This window comes from Achromobacter sp. 1014246743, from assembly GCF_059760725.1.
Map to the genome: position 1 here is coordinate 83,595 of NZ_JCBANA010000004.1, position 26,449 is coordinate 110,043.

Consider the following 26,449-nt stretch of genomic DNA (forward strand, 5'->3'; position numbering starts at 1 on the left):
TTCCAAAGTCGCAGCTGGCTGCTCGCTACCGGCCTCTGAACTGAACGAATCTTGTCGAGAGTTGGCCTGAAAGCCCTTATTTGGTAAAAGCAAAGTTGATCAGAACCTGAGAGTCGATGGCTACCATGTCCGAACCCTATTCTGCCTTTCTCAATCTCCAGATGTCCCGCGAGAATCTTGCCAGATGGCTCGCTGCCCCGGCGCCGGCGGCATCAAGATGGTCGGACTGGCGTTCCATCGGCGGCCAGTGGTATCTCTCCGAAGGCAAGGATCTGGCTGCCTCCAGCAATCAGGATCTGGGCAGGCTCATTTCGGAATGCGACGCCATGCTGGCTCGCCATCCAGACAACCGCGCGGCGCTGGGGGCCATCCTGAAATCCGCAGAGGCCGAGAACATAAAGGTTGCGGCCTACGATCGTACAGGAACGTGCTTCGTTGCAGGCTCGCTGACCTATTCCGAAAACCTCTACGACCTCATCGTGTTTTTTACGGTAGCGCGCGGAGCGGCCGATTTTTTCGAGGCGGATGATCGCGGCCTTGCAGTGGTTCACGACTATCTCTGGGGCGAGGAAGACGAACGAGAAACTGTGGCGGCGCTTGAATTCGCCGGAAAGGGCTGCTCCGTATTCCTGGCATCCGAAAAACTCGGCCACGCCGCTGGCGCCTTCGAGGCCATGGTGGACGCGATGCTGGACGGCAAAGAGGATCCGGAGTTCCACCCCCGCGATCAACTCGACCATCTTTGAGACCGGACCTGCGCCCAGCAGGGACGACAGAATGCACACGACAGGGCCGTCAGGCGGGTCAAGGAGGTAAAATTTCCAATGCGACTACTAGCACAGGTCATCATGCTGTCCGCTTGCGCGGTCTGCCAGGCGCAGGGAACCAGGACCTGGCACTTCACTGGTGCCGAACTGGCCGCGGCCCTTGAAGGCCGGATGCCCTCGGAGCTTCACGATCCATCGCTTCGCCGCCAATTCGCTTCCTCCTATGCGCAGGCCTACGTCGTCGGTATCGCCGACCAGACACAAGGCACGGTCTGGTGCCCCCCCACCGGCGTCCTTCCCCACGAATTGAAGGACAGGGTGTACAGCTACTTGTCCACGCTGCAAGCCAGCCGTCTCGAGGAAAATGCCGGCCCGCTAGTAAGCGAGGCACTCCATCAGTCTTTCGCTTGCCGGTAGAGTCATCCCCGCCAATACGGCCCCCCCGCTGCGCTAAGACCGGAATGGGTGCGTGCGTTCTGTCGCACGGTAACTGTCGATGATTCCGAGCGGCTGCTGACATCGGCGCGCGCAAAAGCCCCTGCCGGCCAGAAGCGGTAGTTCGACGTGTCGCCGAAGGTCGACGAAAATCACCTCGACCAATGCTAGCTGGAACGACTACCGCGGCCAAGGCCGATACGAGCACGCTGGCATCTCGAATTCAGTAGTATGTGCCCCGTGCGGCTGCGCAAGCACGCCACGCATCATCGACCCGAATCATTCCCGTGCGCCAAGGGCAGCGCTCATCAACGAAGAATCCACATGCATCGACGTCTTGCACATGCCGTATTGATCGCGCTATTGACCAGCCTCGGCGCCTATATTGCTCCCACGCACGCCCAGGCCCCATCGACGCCAAAGGTGCAGTCTGGCGACGGGCACCCCTACGAGATCGCCGACAGCGAAGTATGGGACGTGCCTGATCCCGTTTCCAACCGCGGCTACCAGGTCTTCGTTGCGTTGCCACCGTCCTATGCCAAACAGCCACAGCGGCGCTACCCCGTGCTGTACGTGACGGACGCCGACTACGCCTTCCCGATCGTTCGGCAGCTAGGGCGCCGCCTGAATGTTGAAGGCCCGCAGATCGAGGAATTCATTCTCGTCGGCTTATCTTATGGCAAGGGCGAGGACGGCGGTGTCAGCCGCCAGCGTGATTACACGCCGACACCCAACGGCCCAAGTACGGCACCACCCAATTCGATACACGGTCAGGCGCGCGCATATCAGCAGTATCTGCGCGATCAAGTAAAGCCCTTCATCACCGCTCGGTATCGCGCAGACCCTGCCAGAGCAATCTTTCTGGGCCACTCCTACGGCGCGCTGCTTGGGGTTCAGGTGCTTTTCACCGATCCTGGCTTGTTCAGCAGCTATATCCTCGGCAGCCCTTCTCTTTGGTACGACAAGCGATATGCCTTGAAACTCGAGGCGGCCTACGCCAAGCAGAATCAGGACCTGAAGGCGAATGTCTACCATTATGTCGGTGCTTATGAGGCTTTGCGCAAAGGTGATCGACGCTACAACCAGACGGTGGACATGGTTGCCGACAACCGCGCATTGGAAGCGGCGCTGCTGAGCAGAAATTACTCGAGCTTGAAACTGAAGTCAGCGATCTTGAACGACGAAGATCATCTCACCGTCGCACCCCGGGGCTTCACGCAGGGATTGAAGTACCTGCTGCCAGTGCGCTGAACCCTCATAGGGCTGCCGGTTCTTGCCACCGACATCACACCTTGTTCAGCAACCCCACATCCAAGTCCGAGCCCGGCCTTCGCGCAGATTCACCCGCCTGCCCCCCTTTGGCAGCCTGCTGCGCCCGCCGTGCCTGCTTGTCTGCATACATAAGCTGATCGGCCTGCTTGAGGGCGGCTTGCAACGAACTGACGGCAGGATCCACGGTGACGATGCCAAAGCTTGCACCTCGATAATGGAAACTGCACTCGGCGGCGGTGTAGGTACCGATCAGCGGCTGCGCCAGCCGGTTGCGCATTTCGTCAACGACTCCTTGCGGATTGTCGGACCTGGACGGATCCACGAGTCCGATCACAACGAACTCGTCGCCGCCCCATCGACCCAGCATGTCGCTTGCACGGAGACCGGCCGACATGCGCCGGCCCACCTCGATCAGGAATCTGTCGCCGGCGTCATGCCCATAGGTGTCGTTGATGGGCTTGAACCCGTCCAGATCGATAAACGCTACCAGAACCCATTGCTGTGTCCGCTTTGCCAGCGCGAACAACCGCTCCAATTCAGCCAACACTGCGCGTCGATTAGGCAGGCCGGTCAGCGCGTCATAGTTGGCGGCATACCGTTCATCCTGTCGGCGCATGACGACCTGGCTGGCGACGTGGCCTGTCAGCAGGATCAGGACCAGGCCGACCACCGCGACCAACCCCGTCATCCAAAAGTGCTGTCTGCGCATGGGTGCCAGGTGCTCCAGCGTGGCCAGCGTGAGCAGCTGATACTGGGTGCCCGACAAGGGCTGGCGCCGCAGCAGATAGGGCCTGCCGTCGATGAGCCATTGGTCGGCAAGGTCCGGGTCGCCTGCCGCGCGCACGTCCATGCGCTCGCCTGCCGCTTCTTCGCCATCCGGCGCAAGGACCGTGCCTGGCGGCAGGAGCGCCGCGACGTTGCGCAGCATGAACGGCTCTGACGATGCCGTGATCACGCGCCCCTGGCGATTCACGATCAGCGCGACATGGCGCCCTGTCAAATACAGCGCGACCTCTGGCGCGTCGAACTTGACCGTGACCGAGCCCAACGGCACGTCGTTCGCGTCCTCGATACGACTGGCCACGAAATAGGAGGGGGATTTATTCAAACGCGCGATACCGAAATAATGGCCATTGCCGGTGCGCAACGCGTCAATCAGATAGGGCCGGCCCGAATAGATCATGCCCACGATGCTGTCGGGTTCGGCCCAATTGCTGGCCGACACGGTGTCGTCCGACATGTTATTCATGTAAATGCGGGCGTAGCGCAGGTCAGTGGCCAGCGCGTTCATGAAATCACCGACCCTGCGCACCAGCGGGTCGCTCGCGAACTGCGCAGCACGCTGCTGCCGTGTCAGCGAGGCGGCGCCTGGGGGATCCGTGCGATAACGCATGGCGAGTTCAATCACCTGGCCCTGCCGCGCCACCATATTGGCCACGCTCGCCATCTCGGTGAACAGCCGGTCCATGACGCGCGCAGTCGTTTTCGCCTCGTATTCGGCGCTTGCCGCCGACCTCGCCAATTGCGCTGACACGATCCCCTGCGAAATCCACCACCCAAGGCCGGCCACCAGCGCCAACCAGACGACGGCCAGGCCCAGCGAGACGCGGCGCACGGTGCGCCACGTCTGTTGTTCACGCCCGCCTTGCTGCAGCAACACGTCGTTCTCCCTCGCTTTGCCAATCGTCGAAAAGCGCTTGATTCGGTATGTGTGACCTTCTCACTCCTGGCTACAGTATGAGCGTCGCCCCGTCCCGCCCATTCTCCCAGGCGATATTCAAAAATATCGCAATAGGCGCACCGACGCATCGTGCGTCGGATTTATCGGTGCTGGAGCAGGAACAAGCATCGACACAATATCGCAGCCGTCTGCCTTCGATTTTTTTGTTGACAATATTTAACAGCGGGATACCGGCAATGTACGTGGGTCGACCTCGATGAGTGATTACCCGCCAAGAATGAGGTGATTGCAGCGCCCATTTACGGTTTTTTTCGGGGACAGATCTTGTGCGCCAGCAGTGAGTCGACAATAAACCCCTCCACTGCCCTCCCCACCCGATAGTCTTTTTTTTGCGACCATTTTTTCAGTCGTGTGTTAGGCTTTTCGCCAAATTACAGATATTGCCAGTTTCATCAAGTCAGACCGTGTGAGTTGTCCATCGCAACTTCTGGAGTGTCACTATGAAACGCTGGTTAGTATCAGGCTCATTATTTCCGCGGCGTTCGGCGCTGCACTGGCTATATCCCGTGGTCGCCACGGGGTCGTTCTTACCCGCAGTAAACGATGTCTGTGCGCAGACGGTCGGTCCCGGACCGATCGGCGTGCCCGTCAACGTGGGCAGCGGCACCACCACCGTGGTGGGCGGTACCACGATCACGACGCCGGGGACGTCATCAGCCGTAACGGGCGGGACATTGATCGTCGATCCCGCAGCCGGTCCAAGCCCCGGATCGGTGTCATTCTCGGCAAGCAACTTCAACGCTTTCGGCATATACGCAACAGGCGGAACGATTATCTTCCGTAGCGGTGCCGCGCCCGGCGTTACCACGTCCATCATGACCTCCGGCAACGCAGCCGCCGCGCTTTGGACGCAGAATGCGGGGGTATCCGCGACGTCTTTGGGCGGGCTGAACATTCATACCACCGGCGGGTACGGCAACGTCGGCGGCCTGCCCGTCGGCTCGTACGGCGCCGTCGCCAGCCACAACAGCAGCATATCGTTGACCCAGGCCAACATTCTCACGGAAGGCCTGGGCGCAACGGGCGCCTATGCCTTCGGCAGTCAGGTCACGCTCAACAACGTTGCCATTGCCACGCGGGGCAATGCCTATCGAGACGGCACCGGCACCTATGGCGCCTATGGAGCGCTGGCCAACGCACTGAATGGCGTGCGTGGCAGGATGATGGTCACGGGCGGCACCATCTCCACGGCCGGCGACGTCGCCTACGGGGTAGGCGCCATCGGCTCCGACGCCACGCTCAACGGCACCACCATCACCACGACGGGCGCCAGCGGCAGCGGCCTGTTCGCAAACGCCGGCACGATCAACGCGTCGAATGTGGTGGTGACCGCCTCCGGGGCGTCAGCCTACGGGGTCTATGCGGTGATGGGTTCGACCGTCACGCTGCAGGATGCCCGCGTCACTACCCAGGGCAGCTCGGGATACAACTTGCTCAGTTACGGGGCGAACTCTCGCGTGACCGGCACCAATGTCACGGCGGTGTCCACGAACAACAATGCGCCCGGCGCGACGGCCTGGGGCACGTCGGCCACCGACAACGTCGCGCTGAGCCTGACCGGCGGCTCCGTTCAAACACAAGGCACGAATTCGCACGGCTTGTACGCCCGTGGCGCGAGGGCCACGGTGTCCGTCGACGGCACGTCGGTCAGCACCGCCGGCCAGGGGGCTTTTGGCGCGCGAGTGATCAACGGCACTTTGAATGCAAACAATGCCACCCTGCAGGCAGGCGGCGTCGATGCGGCCGGGTTGGGATTGAGCAGCGATGCCGGTATCACGGCCACCGCGACCCTGACGGGCGGTACGCTGACCAGCGCGCAATCCGACGCCATCGCGGTGAATGGCGGTACTGCCCAGGTCACACTGACGGGCACGCAAGTGACGGGCGCCCCGCGCTGGCTGCACGTGATCGGAACCTCGACGCTCACAGCCGATCCGCTGGCAGCCCCCGATGCGACGACCGCTTCCGGGGTCAACTCGCCGGGGCTTTCGGGGGTGGCGGTGACGGTACTGGCTGGCGGCGTCAGCGCACCAGCGGCGGGCCCCACGAGCGTCGCCCTGATCAGCGCGTCCGGGGCCACGCTCAACGGCTCGGCGCTGACCGAGACCGGCACCACGTCGACGGTGGCGCTCACCAACGGCACGGTCTGGAACATGTCCGGAAATTCAAACGTGACCTCGCTGACCAACAACGCGAGCCAGATTCTGTTCACGCCTCCCTCGTCGGGCACCTTCAAGACGCTGACCGCCGTCAATTACACGGGCTCTGGCGGCGGCCTGATTGGCTTGAACACCTATCTGGGGGATGACAGTTCCCCCTCGGACCGCCTGGTCATCGATGGCGGCGCCGCGACGGGCACCACCGGCTTGCGCATTGCCAATGCCGGCGGTCCCGGGGCCTTGACCACGGCCGCAGGCATCAAGGTCGTCGACGCCATCAATGGGGCCACGACCCAGGCGTCCGCATTTTCGTTGACCGGACGAGCCGTCGCAGGCCCCTACGAATATCGACTCTACCAGGGGTCCGCGGCGGCCCCCGCGGATCAGAGCTGGTACCTGCGGTCTGAAAAGGAACCGGAGCCGCCCGTGCCGCCTGCGCCCCCTGCCCCGCCAGGACCGACACCCGATCCAGAGCCGCTGTATCGACCCGAAGTTGCGGCATACCTGGCCAACCAACGCCTGGTCGGGCAGATGTTCGTGCAGAGCATGCACGACCGGCTGGGAGAACCTCAGTTCATCGAATCGCAATCGTTCCGGGATGAAGACAGCAAGCGCCGCGCGATCTGGTTGCGCGCGGTGGGAAAATGGGAAGGCAGCCACAGCCGCGACGGCAACTTTGACGTCAGCACCGACCTCTTCCTGTTGCAGGGCGGCGCGGATCTTGCGCAATGGAAGCTGTTTTCAGAGACCGATCGCCTGCATCTGGGGGCCATGCTCGGTTACGGCACGGCTGACAGCACGGCGCGCGCCGACGGCAACCCCTACAAGGCAAAAGGCCGCGTCAACGGGTACAGCGCAGGCGTGTACGGCACCTGGTTTCAAAACGACGAGACCAAACTGGGCGCCTACGTGGACACCTGGTTCCAATACGGCTGGTTCAACAACCGGGTGCAAGGAACCGACCTGCCGCGAGTGGACTACGACTCTCGGGCCTGGGCAGTGTCCGCGGAAGCCGGCTATGCATTCAAGCTGCGGGAAAACTGGATGCTGGAGCCGCAGGCCCAGATCATCTATGTCGACAGCAACACCGACAGCATCACCGAGCAGAACGGCACCCGGGTGGATCGTGCCGACTCGAATGGGACCATTACCCGCCTTGGGGTGCGCACGTTCACCACGCTTGACCTTGGCAACAATCGCAAGGCCCAACCCTTCGCGACCGTGAATTGGTGGCACAGCAGCGTCGACAGTTCCGTATCCTTCAATCAACTGCCTGTCGGGGGCTTGTATCCCAAGGACCGATATGAATTGAAGGTGGGCGTGCATGCCGACTTCACCAAGGGCTGGACGGGATGGGTCAACGCGTCCGGCAGCTGGGGCGCGCAGGACTACCACCAGTATGTCGGGCGGATCGGCGTGAAGTACACGTGGTAATGCGCCCAGGCGTTCCTGGCACAAGACCGCAGGGCCCCGCGGCGTACCGGATGGCGCTCAGACGACCTTTGGCTGGCATCCGGGCCGTGGCAGGCAGGTTGACAGCGCGACCAGGCCAAGCACCAGCACCGTCGCACCAAGCACGCCAGGCCCTGTGCCAAAAGCCGCGCTGACACCCATCGCCACCAGCGCGGCGCTGCCGATCTGGCAGAACCCGACCAGCCCCGACGCGGTGGCCGCATAGCCATGCTCGCTGGCGACCGCCCCGGACACGGCCAGCGACAGCGACGAACCGTTGGCAAGACTGACCAGGCACATCGGCAACACGACGGCCGCCGCGCCATGCAGTCCCAGCGCCGCCACCGCCATGAACGCCACGCCCCCGACGACGAAGAAAACGATGCCGGCAGCGACGATGCGATCATACGGCCAGTGTTCGAGCAACCGCCGGGTCACCCAATTGGCGCCGATGATGCCGGCCGTCAGCGGCAAGTACAGCCAGCCGCTCTGTTCTTCGCTCAGGCCCTGCCGCGCGAACAGGAATGGCGATTGGGTCAAGTAGACAAACCACGCGCAGTAGATCGCGCAGACCACCAAGGTGTAGCGGCGAAAGGTTCGGTCGCGCAGCACGTGGCCGAAGCCGGCAAACGCAGCGGTCCGGGTACGGGCGGCGATGGGCAACGTTTCCGGCAGCTGCGTCAGCACCATCAGCAGAGCGACGATCCCGAACGCGGCGACGAACAGGAAATCGGATCGCCAGCCGAAGGCCGCTGCCAGGTGGCCCCCTATGGCGGGTGCAAGCGCGGGCGACAGCGACACCAGCGGGTAGATCACCGCATAGACCTTCGCAGAGGTGCGCTTGTCGCAGGTATCGGCGATCAGCGCACGGCCAACCACAAGGCCCGCGGCGGCGCCGACCGCTTCAAGCATGCGCCACGCCAGAAATCCCTCATAGGTGGCGGACAGCGCACAGCCCGCCGAGCCGACGACGTAGCAGGCGATGCCGGCCAGCAGGACGGGCTTGCGGCCATTGCGGTCCGACAGCGGCCCGTAAGCCAACTGGGCAAGTGCCAATGCCAACAGGTAGAACGAGATCGTTTGCGGCATTTGCCAGTCGGCAACCCCGAACTCCTTGCTCATGGTCGGCATGGCGGGCAGATAGACATCCGAAGCAAGCAGCCCCAAGGCGCTCAGCATGGCGACGGTCAGTATGAAAGATAGGCGAGGCATGGGGTTCCGGGCAGCCAGTCGGGCTCGCTGCGCATCCAAGGTTCAAAGGAATAGCCGCCATGCTACGGAGATGCCTTTCATGTGAAAATGCACAAATTGGCAGCGATGTGCTGCAAATTTGCAGGACACGCATGCGGGGACGACGATGAACTGGGACGACGTACGGATATTCCTGGCCATTCTGCGCGCCGGCACCTTGCGCGGTGCGGCGGATCAACTGGCCATCGACCAGACCACCGTCAGCCGGCGCCTGACCGGATTGGAACGGACGTTGGGCAGCCGGCTGTTCCTGCGCACCACCGCCGGCCTGGTGCTGACCGACACCGGCCAGCAAGTGCTGCGCATGGCTGAGGATATGGAACGCATGGCCGTTTCCTTCGAGCGTCGTGGCGAAGGTGCCGATGCGCGCGTGGCCGGGCAGGTGCGCGTGACCACCACCGACGCGCTGGCGGTGGACTTCGTGGTTCCAGCCATCGAACGCCTGCGTGCCAGCCATCCCGAGGTGCGGGTGATCCTGAGCACCACGACACGGCTGCTCGACCTGGCTCGACGGGAAGCCGACATTGCCGTACGCACCCTGCGGCCGCAGCAACCGGACTTGATCGTGCGCCAACTCGGCTGCTGGGATGTCGGGCTGTACGCCACCCGCGGTTACCTGGCCAAGTACGGACAACCGCAGCCCGGCGATGGCCTGGCGGGCCACGACATTGCGCTTTACCAAGAGGGCGTGACCGGCCGGCAGGACGACACGCTGGCGGGTGAATCGAGGGCAAAGGGCCGCGTGGTTGCGGAATTGGATTCGAGCCTGATGCTCAGCACCTTCGTGCGCGCCGGCCTGGCCCTGGGCGAGTTACCCGAGTACCTGGCACGGCGCGATCCCGCGCTGGTGCGGCTATGGCCCGAGCGCCGGCGCGCCAAGCCCTACGAGGCGTGGCTGGTGCTGCACCAGGATTTGGCACGCACGGCCAGAGTGCGTGTGGTCGTGGATGCGATCACGTCGGCGTTCGCGGCTTGAGCGGACGCCCCCCTCGGTGTGACTCCGCAGCCACACCCCAGGCAAATTGACCATCCTTGACTTTTTATTTCTGACGACACACTCCGACACAATGTAATCTTTCCCAACAAAATCACATTAATTTCAGGAGGGGTGTTCATGATTGCTAACCAGAAAGCGAGCGCGGGATGGTTATCGTCGGCCATCTTTGTGGTCTATGCGGCCTATGTCGCCCATCCTGCCCAAGCCCAGTCGGTTTCCAGTACGGGCGATGTCGTGCCTGGGCCGGTGCTGTCGCCGAATTGGAGCGTCGGCGGCGATCTGACCGTCGGGGATGTCGTGGACGGGACGTTGACCCTGGACGCAGGAGGCGCCGTTGACAATAGCGCGGCAAGTATCGGCAACAGTCCCGGCAGCACGGGCACCCTGACAGTGTCGGGACGCAGCGGCAGTGGCACGCCCTCCACCTGGATCAGTGCCGGGCCCGTGATCATCGGGGTCCAGAGCGGCAGCACCGGCAGGCTCAGGCTCCTGGGCGGGGGCTTCGCGCAAAGCGACTCGGCCTCGATCGGCGAGGACAATGGCAGCAACGGCAACGTGCTCGTGTCCGGCTTGGGGTCGACCTGGAATCTCGCCACGCTGAACTCCTTCCAGATCGGCTCGTTTGGGACAGGCACGCTGCGTATCGACGATGGCGGCGCCGTGCGCAGCGGCCAGGCGCTGATCGGCAGCGGCCCCGGTAGCCAGGGCAACGTGACGGTGTCGGGGTCCGCATCGGTCTGGCAGGCGTTCAACAATATCTACGTAGGCTTCGAGGGCCAGGGCGACCTGCAAGTCCTGGAGGGCGCCACCGTGCGCACCGTCGGATCATCCGCGCCGGGCGCCGCCGCAACGATCTACATCGGCAACCAGACGAGCGGCGTTGGCACCGTGACCGTATCGAGCACGACCGCCGATGTCTCGACGCTTACCGCCAGCGATCGCATCGAAGTCGGCTCGGCAGGAACGGGAACCTTGAACGTCTTCAAGGGCGGCCTGGCGGTCGCCGCCAGCGACACGTGGGTGACTGTCGACAGCACCGCTACCGGCACGTTGAACCTCACTGGCGACGCGAGCGGCCGCGGCGTGCTGGAGACCGGCTCGGTCATCAAGGGCGCCGGCAACGCCACCTTCACCCTCGATGGCGGCGTCCTGCGTGCTCGGCGTGACAAGGCCAATTTCCTGAATGGCTTCCTGACGCAGGCAATCGGAAACGAGGGCGCCTCGTTCGACACCAACGGCTACGAGGTGGGCGTGATGACCGCGTTCTCGGGCACCTCCAACCTCAACAAGCTGGGCGCCGGCAGGCTGACCCTGTCGGGCAACAGCGCCGCCTTCACGGGCACCACCGATGTCCGGGCCGGAACATTGCAGGTCGATGGCGTCCTGGGCGGGCCGGTGAACGTATTGTCGGGAGCACGGCTGACCGGGACGGGGCGCGTTGGCGCAACCGTCAACCAGGGCACCATCGCACCGGGGCCGCGCAGCGGCTTCGGCACCCTGACCATCGCCGGCAACTATACGGCGCAAGGCGGCAACCTCGAGATCCGCACCCAGCTTGGCGGCGATGACTCGCCGACCGACAAGCTCGTGATCACGGGTGATACCGCGGGCGCGACACCGGTCATCGTGAAGAACATGGGAGGCACGGGCGCGCAGACCCAACAAGGCATCCAGGTGGTGCAGGTCAACGGTCTCTCGACGGGCCAGTTCAACCTGGCCAATGGCGACTACGTCATCCAGGGCCGCCCGGCCGTGGTGGCCGGCGCCTATGGCTATATCCTGCAACAGGATCCGGCCGACGGCGACTGGTATCTGCGGTCGTCCCTGCCTGATTCCGGCACGCCGCCGACCGTTCCCCTGCCCTCCCAACCCAGTGGCGCGTCGCCTGGCGTGGGCCGCCCCTTGCTGTTCCAGCCCGGCGTGCCGGTCTATGAGGCCTACGCCAACACGCTGCTGCACCTGAGCCGGCTGCCCACCCTGCGCCAACGCGTCGGCAATCGTCTCTATGACTCGGCGGACGTCGGCCGCAACGGCGTGTGGAGCCGCGTGGAGGGCACGACGAGCCGGCTCGACCCGTCCACGTCCACCACGGGCACCCGCCAGGACATCGATAGCTGGAAGGCGCAATTTGGTGTCGACCGCATCCTGGCCGGCCAGGAAGAAGGGTCCCGCCTGGTGGGTGGCATCGCCTTTCACTACGGCAAGGCCGACACGCACGTGTCGTCGGCGTATGGCAACGGCACGATCGACACCACTGCCTATGGCCTGACGCCGACGCTGACCTGGTACGGCAAGAACGGCTTCTATGTCGACACGCAGGCCCAGGCCACCTGGTTCGACAGCGACCTGAATTCCCGGCTGGCCGGCAAGCTGAAGAGCGGCCGCCAGGCCAACAGCTACGGGCTGGGTATCGAGGCGGGCAAGGCGTTCGGGTTGGGCGAACGGTTTGCCCTGATCCCGCAGGCACAGCTGTCTTATGTATCGACCCGTTTTGACAGCTTCAACGATAAATTCGGCGCGCGCGTCGAGAGCGAGAAGGGCGACAGCCTGCTGGCCCGCATGGGTATCGCCCTGGACTACAAGCGCAATTGGCAAACGGGTGGCGTCAATCGGGAATCCAGCATCTACGGCGTCGTCAATGTGAAACACGAATTCCTGAACGGAACGCGTGTGCGCGTGGCCGACGTGCCCGCAGCCAGCCGCATGGCGCGGACCTGGGGCAGCGTGGGAGCGGGGGCAAATTACGGTTGGGGCGATCGCTATGCGATCTACGGCCAGGTCGATGCCGACGCGGATTTCTCGGGCAGCTACATCGTTACCGCGACCGCAGGTTTCAGAATGACGTTCTAGATCCGCACGATTGGCACACAGCGCCTTGGGATCAAGGCGCTGGATCTGCCACCCGATCACACGGTCGCCAGGCGACCCTCCCTTGGAATCCATGCGGCGCGCGATCGTCTGTCGCCGCCCCCCGCGTTTGCCGGCGGCGCCGCCCTACGCCCGAACTTTTCCCGATATCGCTTTACTACCCATAATCTCCGGGTATTTTGAAGACCGTGCTCGAGTGGGTCGCGGCGACGTCTATGTGTTCGAGATTGACGACGCTACCGTAGTGGCCTTGGACACCTATTCAGAGCCGACGGATCAATTGGATTTGATCTCCCTGCATATCAGGTGCGGCAAAGACAGGAGTGCCGAGATAGTTCGGCTTGCGCCGCGGTTGTTGCGACGTGATCCGATGATCGAACCCCGACGCAACGGCAATCAGAAAAACTCATCCAGCAAACAATAGAACGCCATGCGTTCGTGGTCGGGTTCCACGCCGTATTCACGAAAGAATGGTGCCACCCATGCTTGCCCGAGATTGCGCGCGATGCTTCGTGCGGTCAGTGCAAGGTCCTGGTATCTGTCACTGACGCCTAAGCGGCCGCAATCGATGAAGCCCGTGAAATCGCTTCCGGCTGCCATGAAATTGGGCAGGCAGGCGTCGCCATGGGTCACGACAGGATCACAGGCCAGCGGACGCGTCGACAACAGCTCCGCCAGCACATCCGAAGCGCTCTGCCCTTGGCGTTCATCGTCAAAATCCGCTTCGTCGACGAGTCCCAGGCGCACACGATCTCTGGCGACAGCGATACGTTCCTCCAGGGGGTGGTGGAATGGGCACATTGCGATCGGCACCTGGTGGAGACGACGCAGTGCCTGCGCCAGAACAGCCACGACTTGAGCGGAAGGCAGGTCATCCGCGCTGGCCAGATCGCGCCCAGGAACGGCAGTCATGAGCAGCCAGTGGCGGTTGTCATCCGTCGTAAAGCCGACCACCGCCGGCCCAGGCAGGTCCAGCCGCTGCAGCCATTGAAGGCGTTCGACTTCGCCAGGAAGCTCACTCAACAGGCCCGCAGGTTCGGACTTCAGGAATAGCGCTTGCCCGTCATCGCCATGGATGCGAAAGACTTCCGCTCCGGATTCTCCAATGACTTGTCGTTCGATGACCGCGCCAGCCAGTCTTTGTTGCCATACTTCCGGGATATGCATGTTGTCCACGTGTTGTTTTCCAGCGGAATTACGTTGGGCGCAGCCGTCTATCGTCGCCACCCTCGTCTTTCAGCGGTGGCGCCCCTCGGCCAAACTTATCCCGATATGCCGCGGGACTCGTCAGCACGATACGCCTGAAGTGCCTGCGCATCGATTCCTCCGACCCAAAACCCGCCAGCTCCGCAATCCGTCCAATCGACAAGGCCGTCTGCGCTTCCAGCATGTCTCGCGCCGCCGCCACGCGTTCACGCACCAGCCATTCATACGGCGCCATGCCGGTGGCATCGTGGAATTGCCGTTGCAGGGTGCGCGGGCTCATCGCGGCGCGTTCCGCCAGCGAGCGCAGCGTGTGCGGCAAGGCGGGATGCTGGCGCATCCAGTCCATCAGCCTGGTCAGGCGCCCGCTGTCGTCCAGGGGCATGGGGCGCGGCACGAACTGCGCCTGGCCGCCTTCCCGGTGCGGGGCCACCACCAACCGCTGCGCGACCCGGTTGGCCACGGCGCCGCCGTAATCGCGCCGTACCAGGTGCAGCAGCATGTCCAGCCCCGCGGCGGACCCCGCCGACGTGATGACCTGGCCTTCGTCTATATAGAGCGCGTCCGGCTGGACCCGCACTTGCGGATAGCGCCGCTGCAGCGCTTCAGCGTAGCGCCAGTGGGTGGTGACCGTCTTGCCGTCGAGCACGCCGGCCGCGGCCAGCACGAACACGCCGGAGCAGATCGAGCACAGCCGCGCCCCGCGCTGGTAGGCCAGGCGGATGCGCTTGAGCAAGGCCTCGGGCGGTAATTCGTCGGCGTCGCGCCAGCCGGGCACCACGATCGTGTCGGCGCGATCCAGCATCTTCAGCGTGTAAGGCGCGGCGACCGTGATGCCGCCCGCGGCGCGCAGCGGACCGGGTTCGCCCGCGCACACGGCGAAGCGATACCAGTCGACGCCGAGTTCCGGACGCTCCAGCGCGAACAGTTCCGTCACGCAGCCGAATTCGAAGGTACAGAGCCGGTCATAAGCCAGCGCGACGACAAGATGAGTAGCCATGGCGTGATGTTACCGAATAATGGCATTTACGCCACTACTGCGAATGGCGGCCAACGGCCAGAATGACGTCACTGGATCGGGTTTCCAGGCACTTGTTCATCGAACCATTCACGCAGAGTTCACCCATGTCGACCTCCAATGCCGTCACCGCCATTCCCGCCGCCCGCAGCGATGCCGCGCTTGCCCATTTTCGTGCGACCATGCAGTTCGAGACCGATTGTTCCGATGTGGCCAGCGCGTTGGCCAGCGGCGTGCCCGGCTTCGTGCTGCTGGATGTGCGCAGCCCGGCGCTGTATGCGCAGGGCCACGTGCCGGGCGCGCTGAATCTGCCGCACGGCAAGATCGTCGAGTCCAAACTCGTGGACTACCCGGCGGATACGCTGTTTGTGACCTACTGCGCCGGGCCGCACTGCAATGGCGCGACGCGGGGCGCGATACGGTTTGCCCAGCTGGGGCGGCCGGTGAAGGTGATGATAGGCGGGATCACCGGGTGGCTCGATGAAGGCTTCGACCTGACGGGCGATGCCACGCCTCGCAGAGAAGCCTCTCAGCCGGGTTGAGGATCGGGCGCGGACGGACGATCCCGGCGAGCGGGAACGGGCAGTCGCCTACCCGCGCACCGCGCTGCGAAACGCCGCCGATAGCGCAGCCAGTGCGTCCTGCGTGCGGGCATCCTTGCTGCGGGTATGTAGCAGGACGGGCAGATGCGGCAAGTCGGGAAGCCCGAGTCTGGCGCCGATATCCACCGCGCCAAAGGGCAGCATTCTGGGCGCCAGCGCCGCCACGCCCAGTCCCGCCATGACCGCCGCTGCGACGGCCGCCACGCCGCCCCCGACAAAGACTTCTCGCCAGGGGACCTGCGCGGCATCCAGCAGGCTTGCCGCCAACGCGCGCACCCCGCAGGGCTCTGCCAGGGTGGCAAGCGGCAGGGGTTCGTCGGCCCGGTATTGCCAGCCCGGGGCCGCGAACCAGCCGAGCTTTTCTTCGGCGATCAGGGTGCCATCGCGGCGGCCGGCATCCAGGCGGACGATGACCGTGTCGAGTTCGCGCCGGTCGAAACTTTGCAGCAGATCACCGGACGAGCCGATGCGGATTTCGACCAACAGTTCGGGGTCCTGCGCATTCATGCGCGCGATCAAGGCAGGCAGTTCCGGGCCTGCGACGTGATCGCTGATGCCAAGGGTTATGCGCTGGCGGGCACCGGAAAATGCCGCCAGGGCACGATCATGGGCCGCCAGCAGTTCGCGTGCGTGCTCGAGGAACATTGCCCCGCTTGCGGACAGCTCGACGTACCGGGGCGTACGCTCGATCAGCCGGGCATTCAGCCTGTCTTCCAGCCGCTTGAGCTTCAGGCTGATGCCGGCCTGCGTCGTCTGCATCGCTTCTGCGGCGCGCGTGAAGCTTCCCAACTCGACAATGCGGACGAAGGCTTTTACGGCGTCCAGATCAAGAGAATGCGCAGTCATTTCAGATAGTTATCATTGAAATAAACACGCATAGCGTATCAGAATGATTAGTATGGAGCGACTCAACTGACAGAGACCGAAACATGCCCCTCGTTCATATCTCCCTGCGCACCGGCAAGACCGAAGCCTACCGACAAGCCATCTTCGACAGCGTCTACCGTGCGCTGCGCGACACCTTCAACGTTCCCGAAGACGACCAGTTCATGACCCTTACCCAGCATGAGGCGGCGGACTTTCGCTACGGCAAGTCTTACCTGGGGGTGGCGCGCAGCGATGACCTTGTGTTCATCCAGATCACGGCCAACAACACCCGCAGCCTGGAACAGAAGAAGGCGCTGTTTGCGCGGACGGCGGAACTGCTCGCCGAAAGCCCGGGCATGAGGCCCGAGGATGTGTTCGTGAACCTCGTAGAGGTGGCGAAAGAGAACTGGTCGATGGGCAATGGCCTCGCGCAGTATGCCTGAGCGCCCGCCCGCTATTGCCCCATCGCGAACCCCTGCTCGCGCAAGAACTGCGCCACGATCGGCTTCCACTTCTGCGGCGAATGGGTAAAGAGACTATGCCCGTTCTCGCCGTCCGGCCCCATCGGCACAAACGTGGCGTGGCCGCCCGCCTGGTTGTAGGCGGCGACCCACTGTTTGGGCCAGTCGGGGCCCCAGTACAGGTCGTTTTCGGTGTAGATCCATAGCATCGGCAGGCGGGTCGCCTGGCCATAGGCGGCATAGGTGGCCTGCAACCGATCCGGCCCGCAGGACTTGCCGGGTGCGCGCACTGGATCGCCGCCGGCTCCGCCCGCGAAGTTGATGGCGGCCTTCACGCCGGGCGGGTTCTGCGCCGCCAGCGCCACGGTGGAACCTCCGCCCACCGACTGGCCCAGCACGACGATGCGCGAGGCGTCCACGTCCACGCGTTGCGCCATCGCTTGCACGACCTGGCTGATCTGGCTGGCGGCCCGGTCGAACATGGGGGTGAAGCGCCGGTCGTTGCAGGGGCCGCTGCTTTCCAGGTCGGGGCCGCCGGTGGCGCCGTAGCCCAGGCGCACCGGCACGGCCACCACGAAGCCCGCGTCCGCGAAGAACTGCGAGGCCGCCGAGTAGCGCGCCCGGCCCAGCCTGGCTCGGCCGGCGGGGTCGCCCGCCCGGCCATGGTTGATGACGATCAGCGGATGCTTGCCTGTACCGGCGGGCGTGAACACGGTCACCACCAGATCGCCCGAAGCCGTGCCGCCGTTTTCCAGCGCGACCTTGACGGGGACTTTCTCGATGCTTTCGTTGGCCGCCTGCCGGGGCGGCGGCGCAGCGCAGGCCGTCAGCAACGCAACGCTTGCGATCATCGCGATTCTTGTCAGCGCACCCATGTAGACCCTCGTCATGAACAGGCTCGGCGCCCGGGTAGCGGCAAGACTACTCCCGCCGCGGCCGGCTCGCCACTATTGCGAACCCGCCCCGCCGATTCATTCCACTTCAGACTTATTCCATGAAAATTACTTGTTTGTCGTGATCAACGACCGGGCCTAGGATGGCTGGCAACGCCGGCGCCTCGGGCACCATCGGCTCGTCGACCGCCGCCCGCGCCGCCGCCGACGGCTACACGCTGATCCTGACCAGCAGCTCGACCCACTCGGCCACGCCGGCCCTGTTTCGCAAGCTGCCCTATGACCCGACGGGCGATTTCATCCACGTCATCCGCATCGCCACCATCCCGATGATGCTGGTGGTGCGCGAAGATTCGCCCTACGACTCGGTGTCCAAGCTGGTGCAGGCCACCCGCGACAAGCCGCTGAACTACGCCTACGGCTCGCCCACCAGCCAGATCGCCGGCGCCACCTTCAACAGCGTGGCAGGCGCCGCCGCCAACGCCGTGCCCTACAAGAGCCAGCCGCCCGCCGTCACCGACCTGCTCGGCGGCCACGTCGACTACCTGTTCGCCGACCTGTCGGTCGTGACGTCGTTCATGCACAGCGGCAAGCTGCGCGGCATTGCCTTCACGGGTCAGGCGCGGTCCAAGGACTTCCCTGCGGTGCCGACGCTGGCCGAGCTGGGCTACAGGAACTTCGACCTGGTGGTGTGGGTTGGCGTGGCGGCCCCGAAAGGCACCCCCGCCCCCGTGGTCGAACGCCTGAACCGGGAAATCACGCAGATCCTGCAGGAACCCGACAGCGTGGCGAAATTCGAGACCCTGGGCATGCAGGTCGCGCCCAACACGCTGGCCGAACACCAGGCGTTTGCCCAATCGCAACGCCAGATCTGGACCCAGCGCGCGATCGACGCGAAGATCGAGCCGCAGTAAGCCTGAGCGGCCCAGGCTTTCGCAGTCTGGGCCGCCTCGCAGGCGCGGCATACAGGGGTTCTGAACGTGGGCAACTCGGACCCGAGCTGACTAGTCTCTCGCAACGATCGCCACCCCAAGCCGCTCGGCCAGGTCAAGCACTGCGTCACGGGCGTCGGGATCATCCACGAGGCTGCGCGAGTCGCCCTGTGCCCGTAACACCCCAAAAGGAATCCGGTCACCGAACAGCATCACGGCGCGGCCTGTGTCGTCCTGTCGCGAAATCCAGCAAAGTCCCTGCGCTTGCGGGCAGATTTGATGCAATGCTTCAGCCCAGTTTCGCGTGGCCGGGTAATGGTCTCTTCCCGTGTCAATCAATTGCCTGCGACTGACACCCAGTTTGCGTAGCGGCACATTGGCAAGGTTGACGACTTCCAGATCCCGCGTGATTCCAACGCGAGAGTGCGTCAGATCGGCCTGTGCCGCCCGATCAACTGTCTTTAAACCCGCGGTATGTGGAACGTCACGAAATACCGTCTCCATCATGACGCAATCCATACTTGAACCGCCATAAAGCGTGGGAATGAGCTTTCCCCGGGCATCGCGGATCGGGCTGAAACGCGCATTGCCTTGTCGTCCCCGGTTGAACCGATCTGCGCGATATCGATTCAGATGGATTCGATGCAGCACCGTTCCAGAAGCCAATAGCATGGTGGTGACATTCAGGGCGTCGGGCGAAGGAAGCGCACCAGGCTCTGCTCCCGCCCGACATAGCGGCTTCTTGCCAGTCGCGGCTGGCACGCGACGCTCACCCATGCACGGCCCCCAGGACTTCGTCCCGCGCGGCCTCCATCACCCTTTCCGGGGCGCTGACCAGCAGATCCCGGGGCCGCTTTCCCCCAAGCAGGCTGCTGACAGACATGAACCAATAGGCCATGCCCCAGCCATCCTTATGCCCCGCAAAGACGTCGATCACCTTCGCCAGCGCCTTGACCGGCCGGAAGTTGGCATTGCGCGCCAACCCAAAGCCAGGGAAGTAGTCAACGCCATTGTGGTGAATAGCGAATATCTGCCCTTGCTTCTTCCACTTGTTGGGCTGTGCACTGGGATTGGTAGCGCTCAGACCCGCAAGCTCGGCAATCTGGGCTGCGGTGAGCCAATCGCCACTGGACAGGACTGCTTTGCGCGCCTGGACCAGCATGGCGGCTTCCCTGAGCAGCCGGGGCGATACCGGCTTGCGCGGAACCAGGGCGTTTGCCAGTTGTTCCAGCAATACGCGGTCTTGCCGGACTTGCAGGGCATCGAACATCGAAGATGCGACGACTGCAATGTTTTCAGCCAGCGCTTGCATCTTGCTGGTGCTGATGCGCTCGATCTCGACAACAAGCACCTGCTCCGCATGCGATTTTCCAAGGCGAGCCTGCGCCTGCTTCGGCGTGCCGACAAACGAGGAAACGCCGGGAGACTCCCGCTCGACGCTCATGGATGCGCCTTCATGGTGATAGGAATTATCAAATAACAGCATATTCATTATCACCTAAAAATACGATCGAATCGCCAGCAGAATCTGGCGCGACACCACCTGCAATTCCCATTCATCGCCATCCTCGAGAATGCTATTGACCAACATCAGCGCAAAGGCTGGGTCATCGCGGTACATCTCGGCCATCGCCTCGTCATTGGCCCTGCTTCGCATCATTCGTTCTCCATCACTGTGCCATGTTCGTTCATCGGCAAAGCCTGAACAAGCCGGAAAACGTCCCATAAAAAACGGGCACCGAAGCGCCCGTCCGTCTTGCCGGAACCGCCCCGATCAGAAGCGATACTGCGCCGTCGCCACCACCGTGCGCGGTTCGCCCACCAGGATCTGGCCGGCGCTGGTGGCCGAGGCGTAATAGCCCTTGTCGGTGATGTTGCGCATGGCCAGGCGCCAGTCCCAGCGGCCGGTGCGGTAGCCGACCAGGGCGTCCCAGGTGGCGTAGCCCGGCAGCACGGCCGAGTTGGCGTTGTCGGCGTAGCGCTGGCCGACGAAGGTCAGGCCGGTTTCGCCGTACAGGCCTTCGGCCGGCTTGTAGGTCAGGAACACGCTGCCGTTGCGCCGCGCCACGTTGCTGACGCGGTTGCCGGCCAGGCCGTTGTTGTCTTCGACGATGGAGGCATTCTGCAGGCCGATGCCGCCGCGCAGATACCAGTTGCCGGTCAGGCGCCCGGCCGCCGTCAGCTCGATGCCGCGTGAACGTTGCAGGCCGGTCAGCAGCACCAGGGTCGGGTCCACCGGGTCGGTGGTGCGGCGGTTGTAGAGCTCCAGCTGGTACAGGGCCAGCGTGGTGCTCAGTTGACCATCGAGCCAGTCGCTCTTGACGCCCACTTCATATTGGCGCGTGTGTTCCGGGTCCAGGTCGTTGGCGTTGCCGCGGGCATTCGGCGTGATGCCGATGGTGCCGCCGCCCGTGGGCGAGAAGGTCTTGCTGTACGAGGCGTAGAAGGAATGGTCGCGCACCGGCGTCCACACGACGCCGGCGCGCGGGCTCAGGCCGTGGCTGTCGCGCCTGGCCGACGCGTCCAGCAGGCGGTTGGTGGAATCGATGCTGAAGCGATCCATGCGCAGGCCCAGCAGCACCTGCCAGGCGTCGTCCAGCTTGATCTGGTCCTGCACGTAGTAGCCCTGGCTCTTGACCTTGTGGCGCGCGTCGCTGTTGATCGCCATGGCGCCATTGTGCTGCTGCGACAGGTCCGGGTTGTACAGGTCCAGCGAGGGCACGGCCTGCGCGCCGGGGCCACGGGTGGCGGTGGTGTAGAGCTTGGGCGAACGGTCCTGGTTGGCCAGTTCGACGCCGAACAGCACACGGTGCTCGATGCTGCCGGTATGGAAGAGACCTTCGGTTTCGAGGTTGTTGGTGAGGTTGCGGGTGGACAGGTCCTGCTGCCAGCGGGTGCGCGTGACCTTGCGGGTGGCGGCGTTGTAGCCCGTCAGGTAGGTGTTGTCGAAGTCGCTGTCCAGGGCGAAGACGGCCAGCGTGTAGCGCAGTTGCCAGCCCGGCGCCAGCGCGTACGACAGGCGCGAGCGGAACGATTGCGCACGGTCGTCGATGTCGTCGCGGTCGGGGTTGCCGTAGACGGTGCTGCGGCCCACGTCGACCGGGCGGCCGTTGACGCTGGGGATGCCGCGGTCGGGCGTGCGGTCGTAGCGGCTGTATTCGTATTGGACCAGCCAGTCCAGGTCGGGCGTGATGCGCCAGTTCAGCGACGGCGCCACCAGCTGGCGCGTGCCGCCGATCTTGTGGCGAAAGCTGTTGGTCTCTTCCTGGCCGATGTTCAGGCGCACGCTGACGTGGTCGCTGGGGTCGGCGCTCAGGTCGCCGTAGACGCTGCGCAGGTCCCAGCTGCCGGCCTGGGCTTCGAAGGTGGATTCGCGGCCGGGCTGCGGCGCCTTGCTCACGCGGTTGACGATGCCGCCCTGGCTGCCGCGGCCGTACAGCACCGCCGCCGGGCCCTTGAGCACGTCGATCCGTTCGATGTTGTGCAGATCGCGCACGTACTGGCTGTCGTCGCGGATGCCGTCCAGATAGAAGTCGTTGCTGGCGTCAAAGCCGCGGATGCGCAGCGAGTCAAAGCGCGTGTCCTGGGCGTTGGTGACGTTGGGAATGCCGGCCAGCGCCTCGCCCAGTGTGCGGATGCCGTAGTTCTGCAGGTTCTCGACCTTGACGCTGTCGATGGCCTGCGGCACGTAGCGGGCCGGGGTCTGGGTGCGGGTGGCGGTGGTGGTTTCGGGCAGGCGGGGGTCGTCGGCATTGGCGCCTTCAACGCTGATGGGCGCGAGCTGCGCCGGTTCGGCGGCAACGGCAACGACGGAAAACAGCAAAGCCAGCGCGGCGCCCAGTGGCAGGGCGCGCGGTACGGAGGATAGGGACATCGCGAGCAGTGTGTAGATTTTATCGAGCCGCGATGATATCGATAATGAACCTTATTAGTAAATGAGATTATTCGCATTTGGCGGGATTCCCTGATTTTTGTTGCGAGGTCACAACGAGGCCCACGCCGGCCTCGCCACGCGGTCGCCCGCAGCAGTGCCCTGCCCTCCTTTTGCACGAGGCGCCCCCACACCTGGCGGCCGCGCCGATCCTCGCGAATTCGCGACGGTCCTCATCCGCATTGACGAGGCGCGGGTCCTCCACGCGCATGACCTGGACGCGTCGATGCAAAGTTTTCCCAACAATCACTCGGATGTTTGCACTACGGAGAACTCTGGCCGGCCGAATGAGCTTTGCATGAGAGGGACTGGGCGACAGCTGGTTTAGGCTGGCCCCGCAGTACTCCGACTCACCCTGATCGATTGGACGAAAGCAAATGAATCAACTCATTCATCCGGATTGCCATCCCTTCACCGCCGCAGGCACCCTGAAGCAAGTCTCCGCGTTCTACGAAGAAGGACGACGCGTCATGTGGATGATGCTGCGCGCCCAGCCGCGCCCGTGCTTTAACCATGAACTGATCGACGAAATCATGACCCTGGCGCGCGCCGCCAAGGATTCGGGCCTGCCCATCGACTTCTGGGTCACCGGTTCGCTGGTGCCGCAGATCTACAACGTGGGCGGCGACCTGAACTTCTTCGCCGAAGCCATCCGCACGGGCAAGCGCGAGGCGCTGCGCGCCTATGCGCGCGCCTGCGTGGACTGCGTGCACGCGGCCACGCGCGGCTTTGACACCGGCGCCGTGTCGCTGGCGATGATCGAAGGCACGGCCCTGGGCGGCGGCTTCGAGGCCGCGCTGGCGCACCACTTCGTGCTGGCGCAGAACAACGCCCGCATGGGCTTTCCCGAAATGGCGTTCAACCTGTTCCCGGGCATGGGCGGCTATTCGCTGGTGGCGCGCCGCTCGGGCATGAAGCTGGCCGAGGAACTGATCGGCTCGGGCGAATCGCACACCGCCGAATGGTTCCAGGCCCGCGGCCTGGTGGACGTGGTGTTCGAGCCGGGCGACGCCTACAAGGCCACCCGCACCTTCATCGACGTGATGCGGCCCAAGCTCAACGGCATGCGCGCCATGCTGCGGGCGCGCCAGCGCGTGCTGCAGCTGACGCGGTCAGAGCTGATGGACATCACGGAAGACTGGGTGGACGCCGCCTTCATGATCGACCCGAAGGACCGGGCCTATATGGAACGGCTGGTGATGGCGCAGAACCGGCGTTCGTCCGGCGGCGCCGAATCGACGCTGGACGCGACGATGCATTGAAAGGGTCAGGCCGCGGCGGGCTGGCCCGCCGCCTCGCAGGGCGTCAGGCGATCAGGTGCAGCCGGCGCCGCTGCGCCAGCCAGGCGGTGAATTCCGCCGCCGGCATCGGCTTGGCGTACAGGTAGCCCTGCTTGGCATCCACGCCCAGCGTATCCAGGAAGGCGGTTTCTTCCTGCGTTTCCACGCCTTCGGCGATCACCTTCAATTCGAGCGTGCGGGCCACGGCCACGATGGCCCGCGCCAGCGCCTGCGACACCGGGTTCTCGTTCACGCCGCGCACGAAGCTGGCGTCCAGCTTGATCGCGTCCAGCGGAATGCGCGCCAGCTGCGACAGCGACGAATAGCCGGTGCCGAAGTCATCCAGGTGCACCCGCGCGCCCAGTTGCCGGAACTGCTTCATCAGTTCAATGGCCGCGACTTCGTCTTCGATCAGGCAGCTTTCGGTCAGTTCGATGTCCAGCAGGCAGGGATCCAGCCCGGCATCGCTGACCGCCCGCATGAATTCGCTGACCACGCCCTTGTCGTCCAGTTGCCGCGCCGACATGTTGACGGCCACGCGCAGGTTCAGGCCGTCGCGCTTCCAGGCGGCGGCCTGGCGCGCGGCCTCGCGCATCACCCAGACGCCCAATTGCGAGATCAGGCCGGACTCTTCGGCGTAGGGAATGAAGACGCTGGGGCAGATCATGCCGCGCTCGGGCGAGCGCCAGCGCAGCAGGGCCTCGACGCTGTCGACGTCGCCCCCGCGGCCGGCCAGCTTGGGCTGGTAATACAGCATCAGGTGGCCTTCGGCCAGCGCCTTGCGCAGGTTGGTGTCCAGCCAGACATAGTCGGCGTTGCGGCGGTCCATCTCGGGCTGGAACACGCGGTAGGTGTGGCGGCCGGCTTCTTTGGCCACGTACATGGCGATATCGGCGCTGCGCACCACGCTGTCCAGGTCCTCGCCGTGCTGCGGGTACATGGCGATGCCGATCGAGCAGCTGGTGTAGACCTCGATCAGTTCCTGGCGGAACGGTTCGCGCAGGCGTTCGATGATGCGCTCGGCGGTGGCTTCCAGTTGCCAGGCCTGCGCGCCTTCCTGCAGCACGATGAATTCGTCGCCGCCCAGCCGCGCCAGCGTCTGGCCCGGCGACAGGCAGCTGGAAATGGCCACCGCCACGGACTTGAGCAGGCGGTCGCCGAAGCCGTGGCCGTAGTGGTCGTTGATGCGCTTGAAGTTGTCCAGGTCCAGGAACAGCACGCCGCCGCTGGCGCCTTCGCCTTCGGCCAGCGCCGCCTGCAACCGCGCCGTGATGGCGTGGCGGTTGGGCAGGTCGGTCAGCATGTCGGTGTTGGCCAGCACCCGCAGGCGCTCCTGCGCCTGGCGCTCTTCGGTGATGTCGGTACCCGAGCAGATCAGGTAGACGCGCTTTTCGCCGCTGCCGCTGGTGACGAACTTGTTGCGGAACAGGAACAGGCGCGGGCCCTTGACCGTATTGATCAGGCGCTCGACCTCGTAGGACTGGCCACGCTTGTAGAACTCGGCGATGTTGCGGCGCGAGGCCGCGGCCTCTTCGCGCGTCATGAACATGTCGAACACGCTGCGCCCGACGATGTCCTGTTCGCGCTTGCCGGTGTATTCCTCGCTGACCTTGTTGAAACGCTGCACGCGGCCGTGCTGGTCGACGATGACGATGACCGAGTTGGCTTCGGACACCACGGTTTCGGCGAACGACAGGCCTTCGACCAGGTCGCGTGCGACCGAATCGGTGTCGGTGTGGGCCGACGCGGTGCCGGCCCATTCGTTGGGATTGATCTTGCGGCCGACCAGGTGCAGGCGCACCGGCTCGCCATAGAGCGAGATGTCGATGCGCAGGCTTGCGGTGATGCCGGTCAGGTCGCGAATGGCCTGCGCCTGCTCGGGCTGCAGCGCCATGGCGATATTGGTGGCGCCTTTGACGGCGGATAGTTCGATCGCGTCGCTGTCGGCCGCCAGCCTCCAGTACGGGCTAGGCGTACCGAAATGCAGGTACAGGATCGATTTGTCGTCCTGAGTCTCAGTCATTGGAGTCCCCCGCCGTCCCAGGAAGGCTGCAAAGAACATTACGGTGTAGTCAGTTTGGGGTCAACCACCTGTAGGACCGGCCGGGATGCTGTATTGCGGAATATTTCACAACAGTAGGCAAGTGTGTTGCCCGGCCCGCCCTTGGCGCTATGGACAATGCTCCAATGAAAGCCGATCTGCATGTCTGTTGCGTGCTGCAGCGCAATGCACGCAAACAATATCGCCGAAAATTTGTGACTATTTTTGGCATGTGGCCCGGAAACGGCGATCGCCGGACGCAACAAAGCGGCCCGCCGG

At 64.2% G+C, this 26,449-nt stretch carries 21 protein-coding genes; 10 read left to right on the forward strand and 11 right to left on the reverse strand.

The window, feature by feature from the left end; translation table 11 throughout:
- Window positions 1-125: 125 nt before the first annotated feature.
- The 3 genes from AC6LJ2_RS03100 (at window position 126) to AC6LJ2_RS03110 (ending at window position 2,453) form a co-directional block, all read left to right on the forward strand.
- Window positions 126-746 (forward strand): hypothetical protein, encoded by a 621-nt coding sequence (locus AC6LJ2_RS03100; RefSeq protein ID WP_263911786.1) that lies wholly within the window; start codon window positions 126-128, stop codon window positions 744-746.
- Between the two features lie 192 nt (window positions 747-938).
- On the forward strand, window positions 939-1,184 hold the full coding sequence (locus tag AC6LJ2_RS03105) for a Rap1a/Tai family immunity protein (RefSeq protein WP_498150761.1): 246 nt from the start codon (window positions 939-941) through the stop codon (window positions 1,182-1,184).
- Window positions 1,185-1,526: 342 nt separating this feature from the next.
- Window positions 1,527-2,453, forward strand: coding sequence for an alpha/beta hydrolase (locus AC6LJ2_RS03110; protein ID WP_498150741.1), 927 nt, complete (start codon window positions 1,527-1,529; stop codon window positions 2,451-2,453).
- Window positions 2,454-2,487: 34 nt separating this feature from the next.
- On the opposite strand, the gene AC6LJ2_RS03115 is transcribed toward AC6LJ2_RS03110, so the two are convergent.
- Complete coding sequence (locus tag AC6LJ2_RS03115; protein WP_498150762.1) at window positions 2,488-4,158, reverse strand: sensor domain-containing diguanylate cyclase; 1,671 nt, start codon at window positions 4,156-4,158, stop codon at window positions 2,488-2,490.
- A gap of 497 nt (window positions 4,159-4,655) precedes the next feature.
- Between AC6LJ2_RS03115 and AC6LJ2_RS03120 the strand changes: the two genes are divergently transcribed.
- On the forward strand, window positions 4,656-7,808 hold the full coding sequence (locus AC6LJ2_RS03120; RefSeq protein ID WP_498150742.1) for an autotransporter family protein: 3,153 nt from the start codon (window positions 4,656-4,658) through the stop codon (window positions 7,806-7,808).
- 57 nt (window positions 7,809-7,865) lie between these two features.
- Here AC6LJ2_RS03120 and AC6LJ2_RS03125 read toward each other — a convergent pair whose 3' ends face one another.
- Window positions 7,866-9,038 (reverse strand): Bcr/CflA family efflux MFS transporter, encoded by a 1,173-nt coding sequence (locus AC6LJ2_RS03125; RefSeq protein ID WP_263911779.1) that lies wholly within the window; start codon window positions 9,036-9,038, stop codon window positions 7,866-7,868.
- A gap of 145 nt (window positions 9,039-9,183) precedes the next feature.
- Here AC6LJ2_RS03125 and AC6LJ2_RS03130 point away from each other — a divergent pair, with 145 nt between their 5' ends.
- A complete protein-coding gene (locus AC6LJ2_RS03130) occupies window positions 9,184-10,053 on the forward strand; it encodes a LysR family transcriptional regulator (RefSeq protein WP_263911777.1) in 870 nt (289 codons plus the stop codon).
- A gap of 138 nt (window positions 10,054-10,191) precedes the next feature.
- Window positions 10,192-12,924: an autotransporter family protein gene (locus AC6LJ2_RS03135; protein ID WP_498150743.1), complete on the forward strand. Its 2,733-nt coding sequence runs from the start codon at window positions 10,192-10,194 to the stop codon at window positions 12,922-12,924.
- 414 nt (window positions 12,925-13,338) lie between these two features.
- On the opposite strand, the gene AC6LJ2_RS03140 is transcribed toward AC6LJ2_RS03135, so the two are convergent.
- Both AC6LJ2_RS03140 and ftrA read right to left on the reverse strand, forming a co-directional pair.
- Window positions 13,339-14,109: an APH(3') family aminoglycoside O-phosphotransferase gene (locus AC6LJ2_RS03140; RefSeq protein WP_498150763.1), complete on the reverse strand. Its 771-nt coding sequence runs from the start codon at window positions 14,107-14,109 to the stop codon at window positions 13,339-13,341.
- A gap of 28 nt (window positions 14,110-14,137) precedes the next feature.
- A complete protein-coding gene (gene ftrA / locus AC6LJ2_RS03145; protein WP_263911775.1) occupies window positions 14,138-15,145 on the reverse strand; it encodes a transcriptional regulator FtrA in 1,008 nt (335 codons plus the stop codon).
- 125 nt (window positions 15,146-15,270) lie between these two features.
- Here ftrA and AC6LJ2_RS03150 point away from each other — a divergent pair, with 125 nt between their 5' ends.
- Window positions 15,271-15,705: a rhodanese-like domain-containing protein gene (locus tag AC6LJ2_RS03150; RefSeq protein WP_498150744.1), complete on the forward strand. Its 435-nt coding sequence runs from the start codon at window positions 15,271-15,273 to the stop codon at window positions 15,703-15,705.
- 48 nt (window positions 15,706-15,753) lie between these two features.
- Here AC6LJ2_RS03150 and AC6LJ2_RS03155 read toward each other — a convergent pair whose 3' ends face one another.
- Window positions 15,754-16,611, reverse strand: a complete 858-nt coding sequence (locus tag AC6LJ2_RS03155; protein ID WP_263911773.1) for a LysR family transcriptional regulator — start codon at window positions 16,609-16,611, stop codon at window positions 15,754-15,756.
- A gap of 83 nt (window positions 16,612-16,694) precedes the next feature.
- On the opposite strand from AC6LJ2_RS03155, the gene AC6LJ2_RS03160 reads away from it, so the two are divergent.
- Entirely contained in the window at window positions 16,695-17,075 is a 381-nt protein-coding gene (locus tag AC6LJ2_RS03160) for a tautomerase family protein (protein WP_263911772.1), read from the forward strand.
- Window positions 17,076-17,086: 11 nt separating this feature from the next.
- Here AC6LJ2_RS03160 and AC6LJ2_RS03165 read toward each other — a convergent pair whose 3' ends face one another.
- Window positions 17,087-17,944 carry a dienelactone hydrolase family protein gene (locus AC6LJ2_RS03165; RefSeq protein WP_263911771.1) on the reverse strand — a complete coding sequence of 286 codons (858 nt, stop codon included), beginning with the start codon at window positions 17,942-17,944 and terminating at the stop codon, window positions 17,087-17,089.
- Window positions 17,945-18,129: 185 nt separating this feature from the next.
- On the opposite strand from AC6LJ2_RS03165, the gene AC6LJ2_RS03170 reads away from it, so the two are divergent.
- A complete protein-coding gene (locus AC6LJ2_RS03170) occupies window positions 18,130-18,900 on the forward strand; it encodes a Bug family tripartite tricarboxylate transporter substrate binding protein (protein ID WP_498150745.1) in 771 nt (256 codons plus the stop codon).
- Between the two features lie 90 nt (window positions 18,901-18,990).
- On the opposite strand, the gene AC6LJ2_RS03175 is transcribed toward AC6LJ2_RS03170, so the two are convergent.
- From AC6LJ2_RS03175 to AC6LJ2_RS03190, 4 genes are all read right to left on the reverse strand, one after another.
- Window positions 18,991-19,590: an RES domain-containing protein gene (locus AC6LJ2_RS03175; RefSeq protein WP_263911767.1), complete on the reverse strand. Its 600-nt coding sequence runs from the start codon at window positions 19,588-19,590 to the stop codon at window positions 18,991-18,993.
- 97 nt (window positions 19,591-19,687) lie between these two features.
- Window positions 19,688-20,410: a hypothetical protein gene (locus AC6LJ2_RS03180; RefSeq protein WP_498150746.1), complete on the reverse strand. Its 723-nt coding sequence runs from the start codon at window positions 20,408-20,410 to the stop codon at window positions 19,688-19,690.
- A 6-nt stretch (window positions 20,411-20,416) separates the two neighbouring features.
- The gene (locus AC6LJ2_RS03185; protein ID WP_263911765.1) at window positions 20,417-20,578 is read right to left on the reverse strand and encodes a hypothetical protein; all 162 of its coding nucleotides are present in this window, start codon (window positions 20,576-20,578) and stop codon (window positions 20,417-20,419) included.
- 114 nt (window positions 20,579-20,692) lie between these two features.
- Entirely contained in the window at window positions 20,693-22,792 is a 2,100-nt protein-coding gene (locus AC6LJ2_RS03190; RefSeq protein WP_498150747.1) for a TonB-dependent receptor, read from the reverse strand.
- 434 nt (window positions 22,793-23,226) lie between these two features.
- On the opposite strand from AC6LJ2_RS03190, the gene AC6LJ2_RS03195 reads away from it, so the two are divergent.
- Window positions 23,227-24,111: a crotonase/enoyl-CoA hydratase family protein gene (locus AC6LJ2_RS03195; protein ID WP_263911763.1), complete on the forward strand. Its 885-nt coding sequence runs from the start codon at window positions 23,227-23,229 to the stop codon at window positions 24,109-24,111.
- Between the two features lie 43 nt (window positions 24,112-24,154).
- On the opposite strand, the gene pdeR is transcribed toward AC6LJ2_RS03195, so the two are convergent.
- Window positions 24,155-26,152, reverse strand: a complete 1,998-nt coding sequence (pdeR, locus tag AC6LJ2_RS03200) for a cyclic di-GMP phosphodiesterase (RefSeq protein WP_263911762.1) — start codon at window positions 26,150-26,152, stop codon at window positions 24,155-24,157.
- Between the last annotated feature and the right edge of the window lie 297 nt (window positions 26,153-26,449).

Bases quoted from the DNA above. Each gene is read 5' to 3' on its own strand.
- AC6LJ2_RS03100 (WP_263911786.1), top strand. From the start codon at position 126: ATGTCCGAACCCTATTCTGCCTTTCTCAATCTCCAGATGTCCCGCGAG.
- AC6LJ2_RS03105 (WP_498150761.1), top strand. From the start codon at position 939: ATGCCCTCGGAGCTTCACGATCCATCGCTTCGCCGCCAATTCGCTTCC.
- AC6LJ2_RS03110 (WP_498150741.1), top strand. From the start codon at position 1,527: ATGCATCGACGTCTTGCACATGCCGTATTGATCGCGCTATTGACCAGC.
- AC6LJ2_RS03120 (WP_498150742.1), top strand. From the start codon at position 4,656: ATGAAACGCTGGTTAGTATCAGGCTCATTATTTCCGCGGCGTTCGGCG.
- AC6LJ2_RS03125 (WP_263911779.1), bottom strand. From the start codon at position 9,038: ATGCCTCGCCTATCTTTCATACTGACCGTCGCCATGCTGAGCGCCTTG.
- AC6LJ2_RS03130 (WP_263911777.1), top strand. From the start codon at position 9,184: ATGAACTGGGACGACGTACGGATATTCCTGGCCATTCTGCGCGCCGGC.
- AC6LJ2_RS03135 (WP_498150743.1), top strand. From the start codon at position 10,192: ATGATTGCTAACCAGAAAGCGAGCGCGGGATGGTTATCGTCGGCCATC.
- AC6LJ2_RS03140 (WP_498150763.1), bottom strand. From the start codon at position 14,109: ATGCATATCCCGGAAGTATGGCAACAAAGACTGGCTGGCGCGGTCATC.
- ftrA (WP_263911775.1), bottom strand. From the start codon at position 15,145: ATGGCTACTCATCTTGTCGTCGCGCTGGCTTATGACCGGCTCTGTACC.
- AC6LJ2_RS03150 (WP_498150744.1), top strand. From the start codon at position 15,271: ATGTCGACCTCCAATGCCGTCACCGCCATTCCCGCCGCCCGCAGCGAT.
- AC6LJ2_RS03155 (WP_263911773.1), bottom strand. From the start codon at position 16,611: ATGACTGCGCATTCTCTTGATCTGGACGCCGTAAAAGCCTTCGTCCGC.
- AC6LJ2_RS03160 (WP_263911772.1), top strand. From the start codon at position 16,695: ATGCCCCTCGTTCATATCTCCCTGCGCACCGGCAAGACCGAAGCCTAC.
- AC6LJ2_RS03165 (WP_263911771.1), bottom strand. From the start codon at position 17,944: ATGATCGCAAGCGTTGCGTTGCTGACGGCCTGCGCTGCGCCGCCGCCC.
- AC6LJ2_RS03170 (WP_498150745.1), top strand. From the start codon at position 18,130: ATGGCTGGCAACGCCGGCGCCTCGGGCACCATCGGCTCGTCGACCGCC.
- AC6LJ2_RS03175 (WP_263911767.1), bottom strand. From the start codon at position 19,590: ATGCTATTGGCTTCTGGAACGGTGCTGCATCGAATCCATCTGAATCGA.
- AC6LJ2_RS03180 (WP_498150746.1), bottom strand. From the start codon at position 20,410: ATGAATATGCTGTTATTTGATAATTCCTATCACCATGAAGGCGCATCC.
- AC6LJ2_RS03185 (WP_263911765.1), bottom strand. From the start codon at position 20,578: ATGATGCGAAGCAGGGCCAATGACGAGGCGATGGCCGAGATGTACCGC.
- AC6LJ2_RS03190 (WP_498150747.1), bottom strand. From the start codon at position 22,792: ATGTCCCTATCCTCCGTACCGCGCGCCCTGCCACTGGGCGCCGCGCTG.
- AC6LJ2_RS03195 (WP_263911763.1), top strand. From the start codon at position 23,227: ATGAATCAACTCATTCATCCGGATTGCCATCCCTTCACCGCCGCAGGC.
- pdeR (WP_263911762.1), bottom strand. From the start codon at position 26,152: ATGACTGAGACTCAGGACGACAAATCGATCCTGTACCTGCATTTCGGT.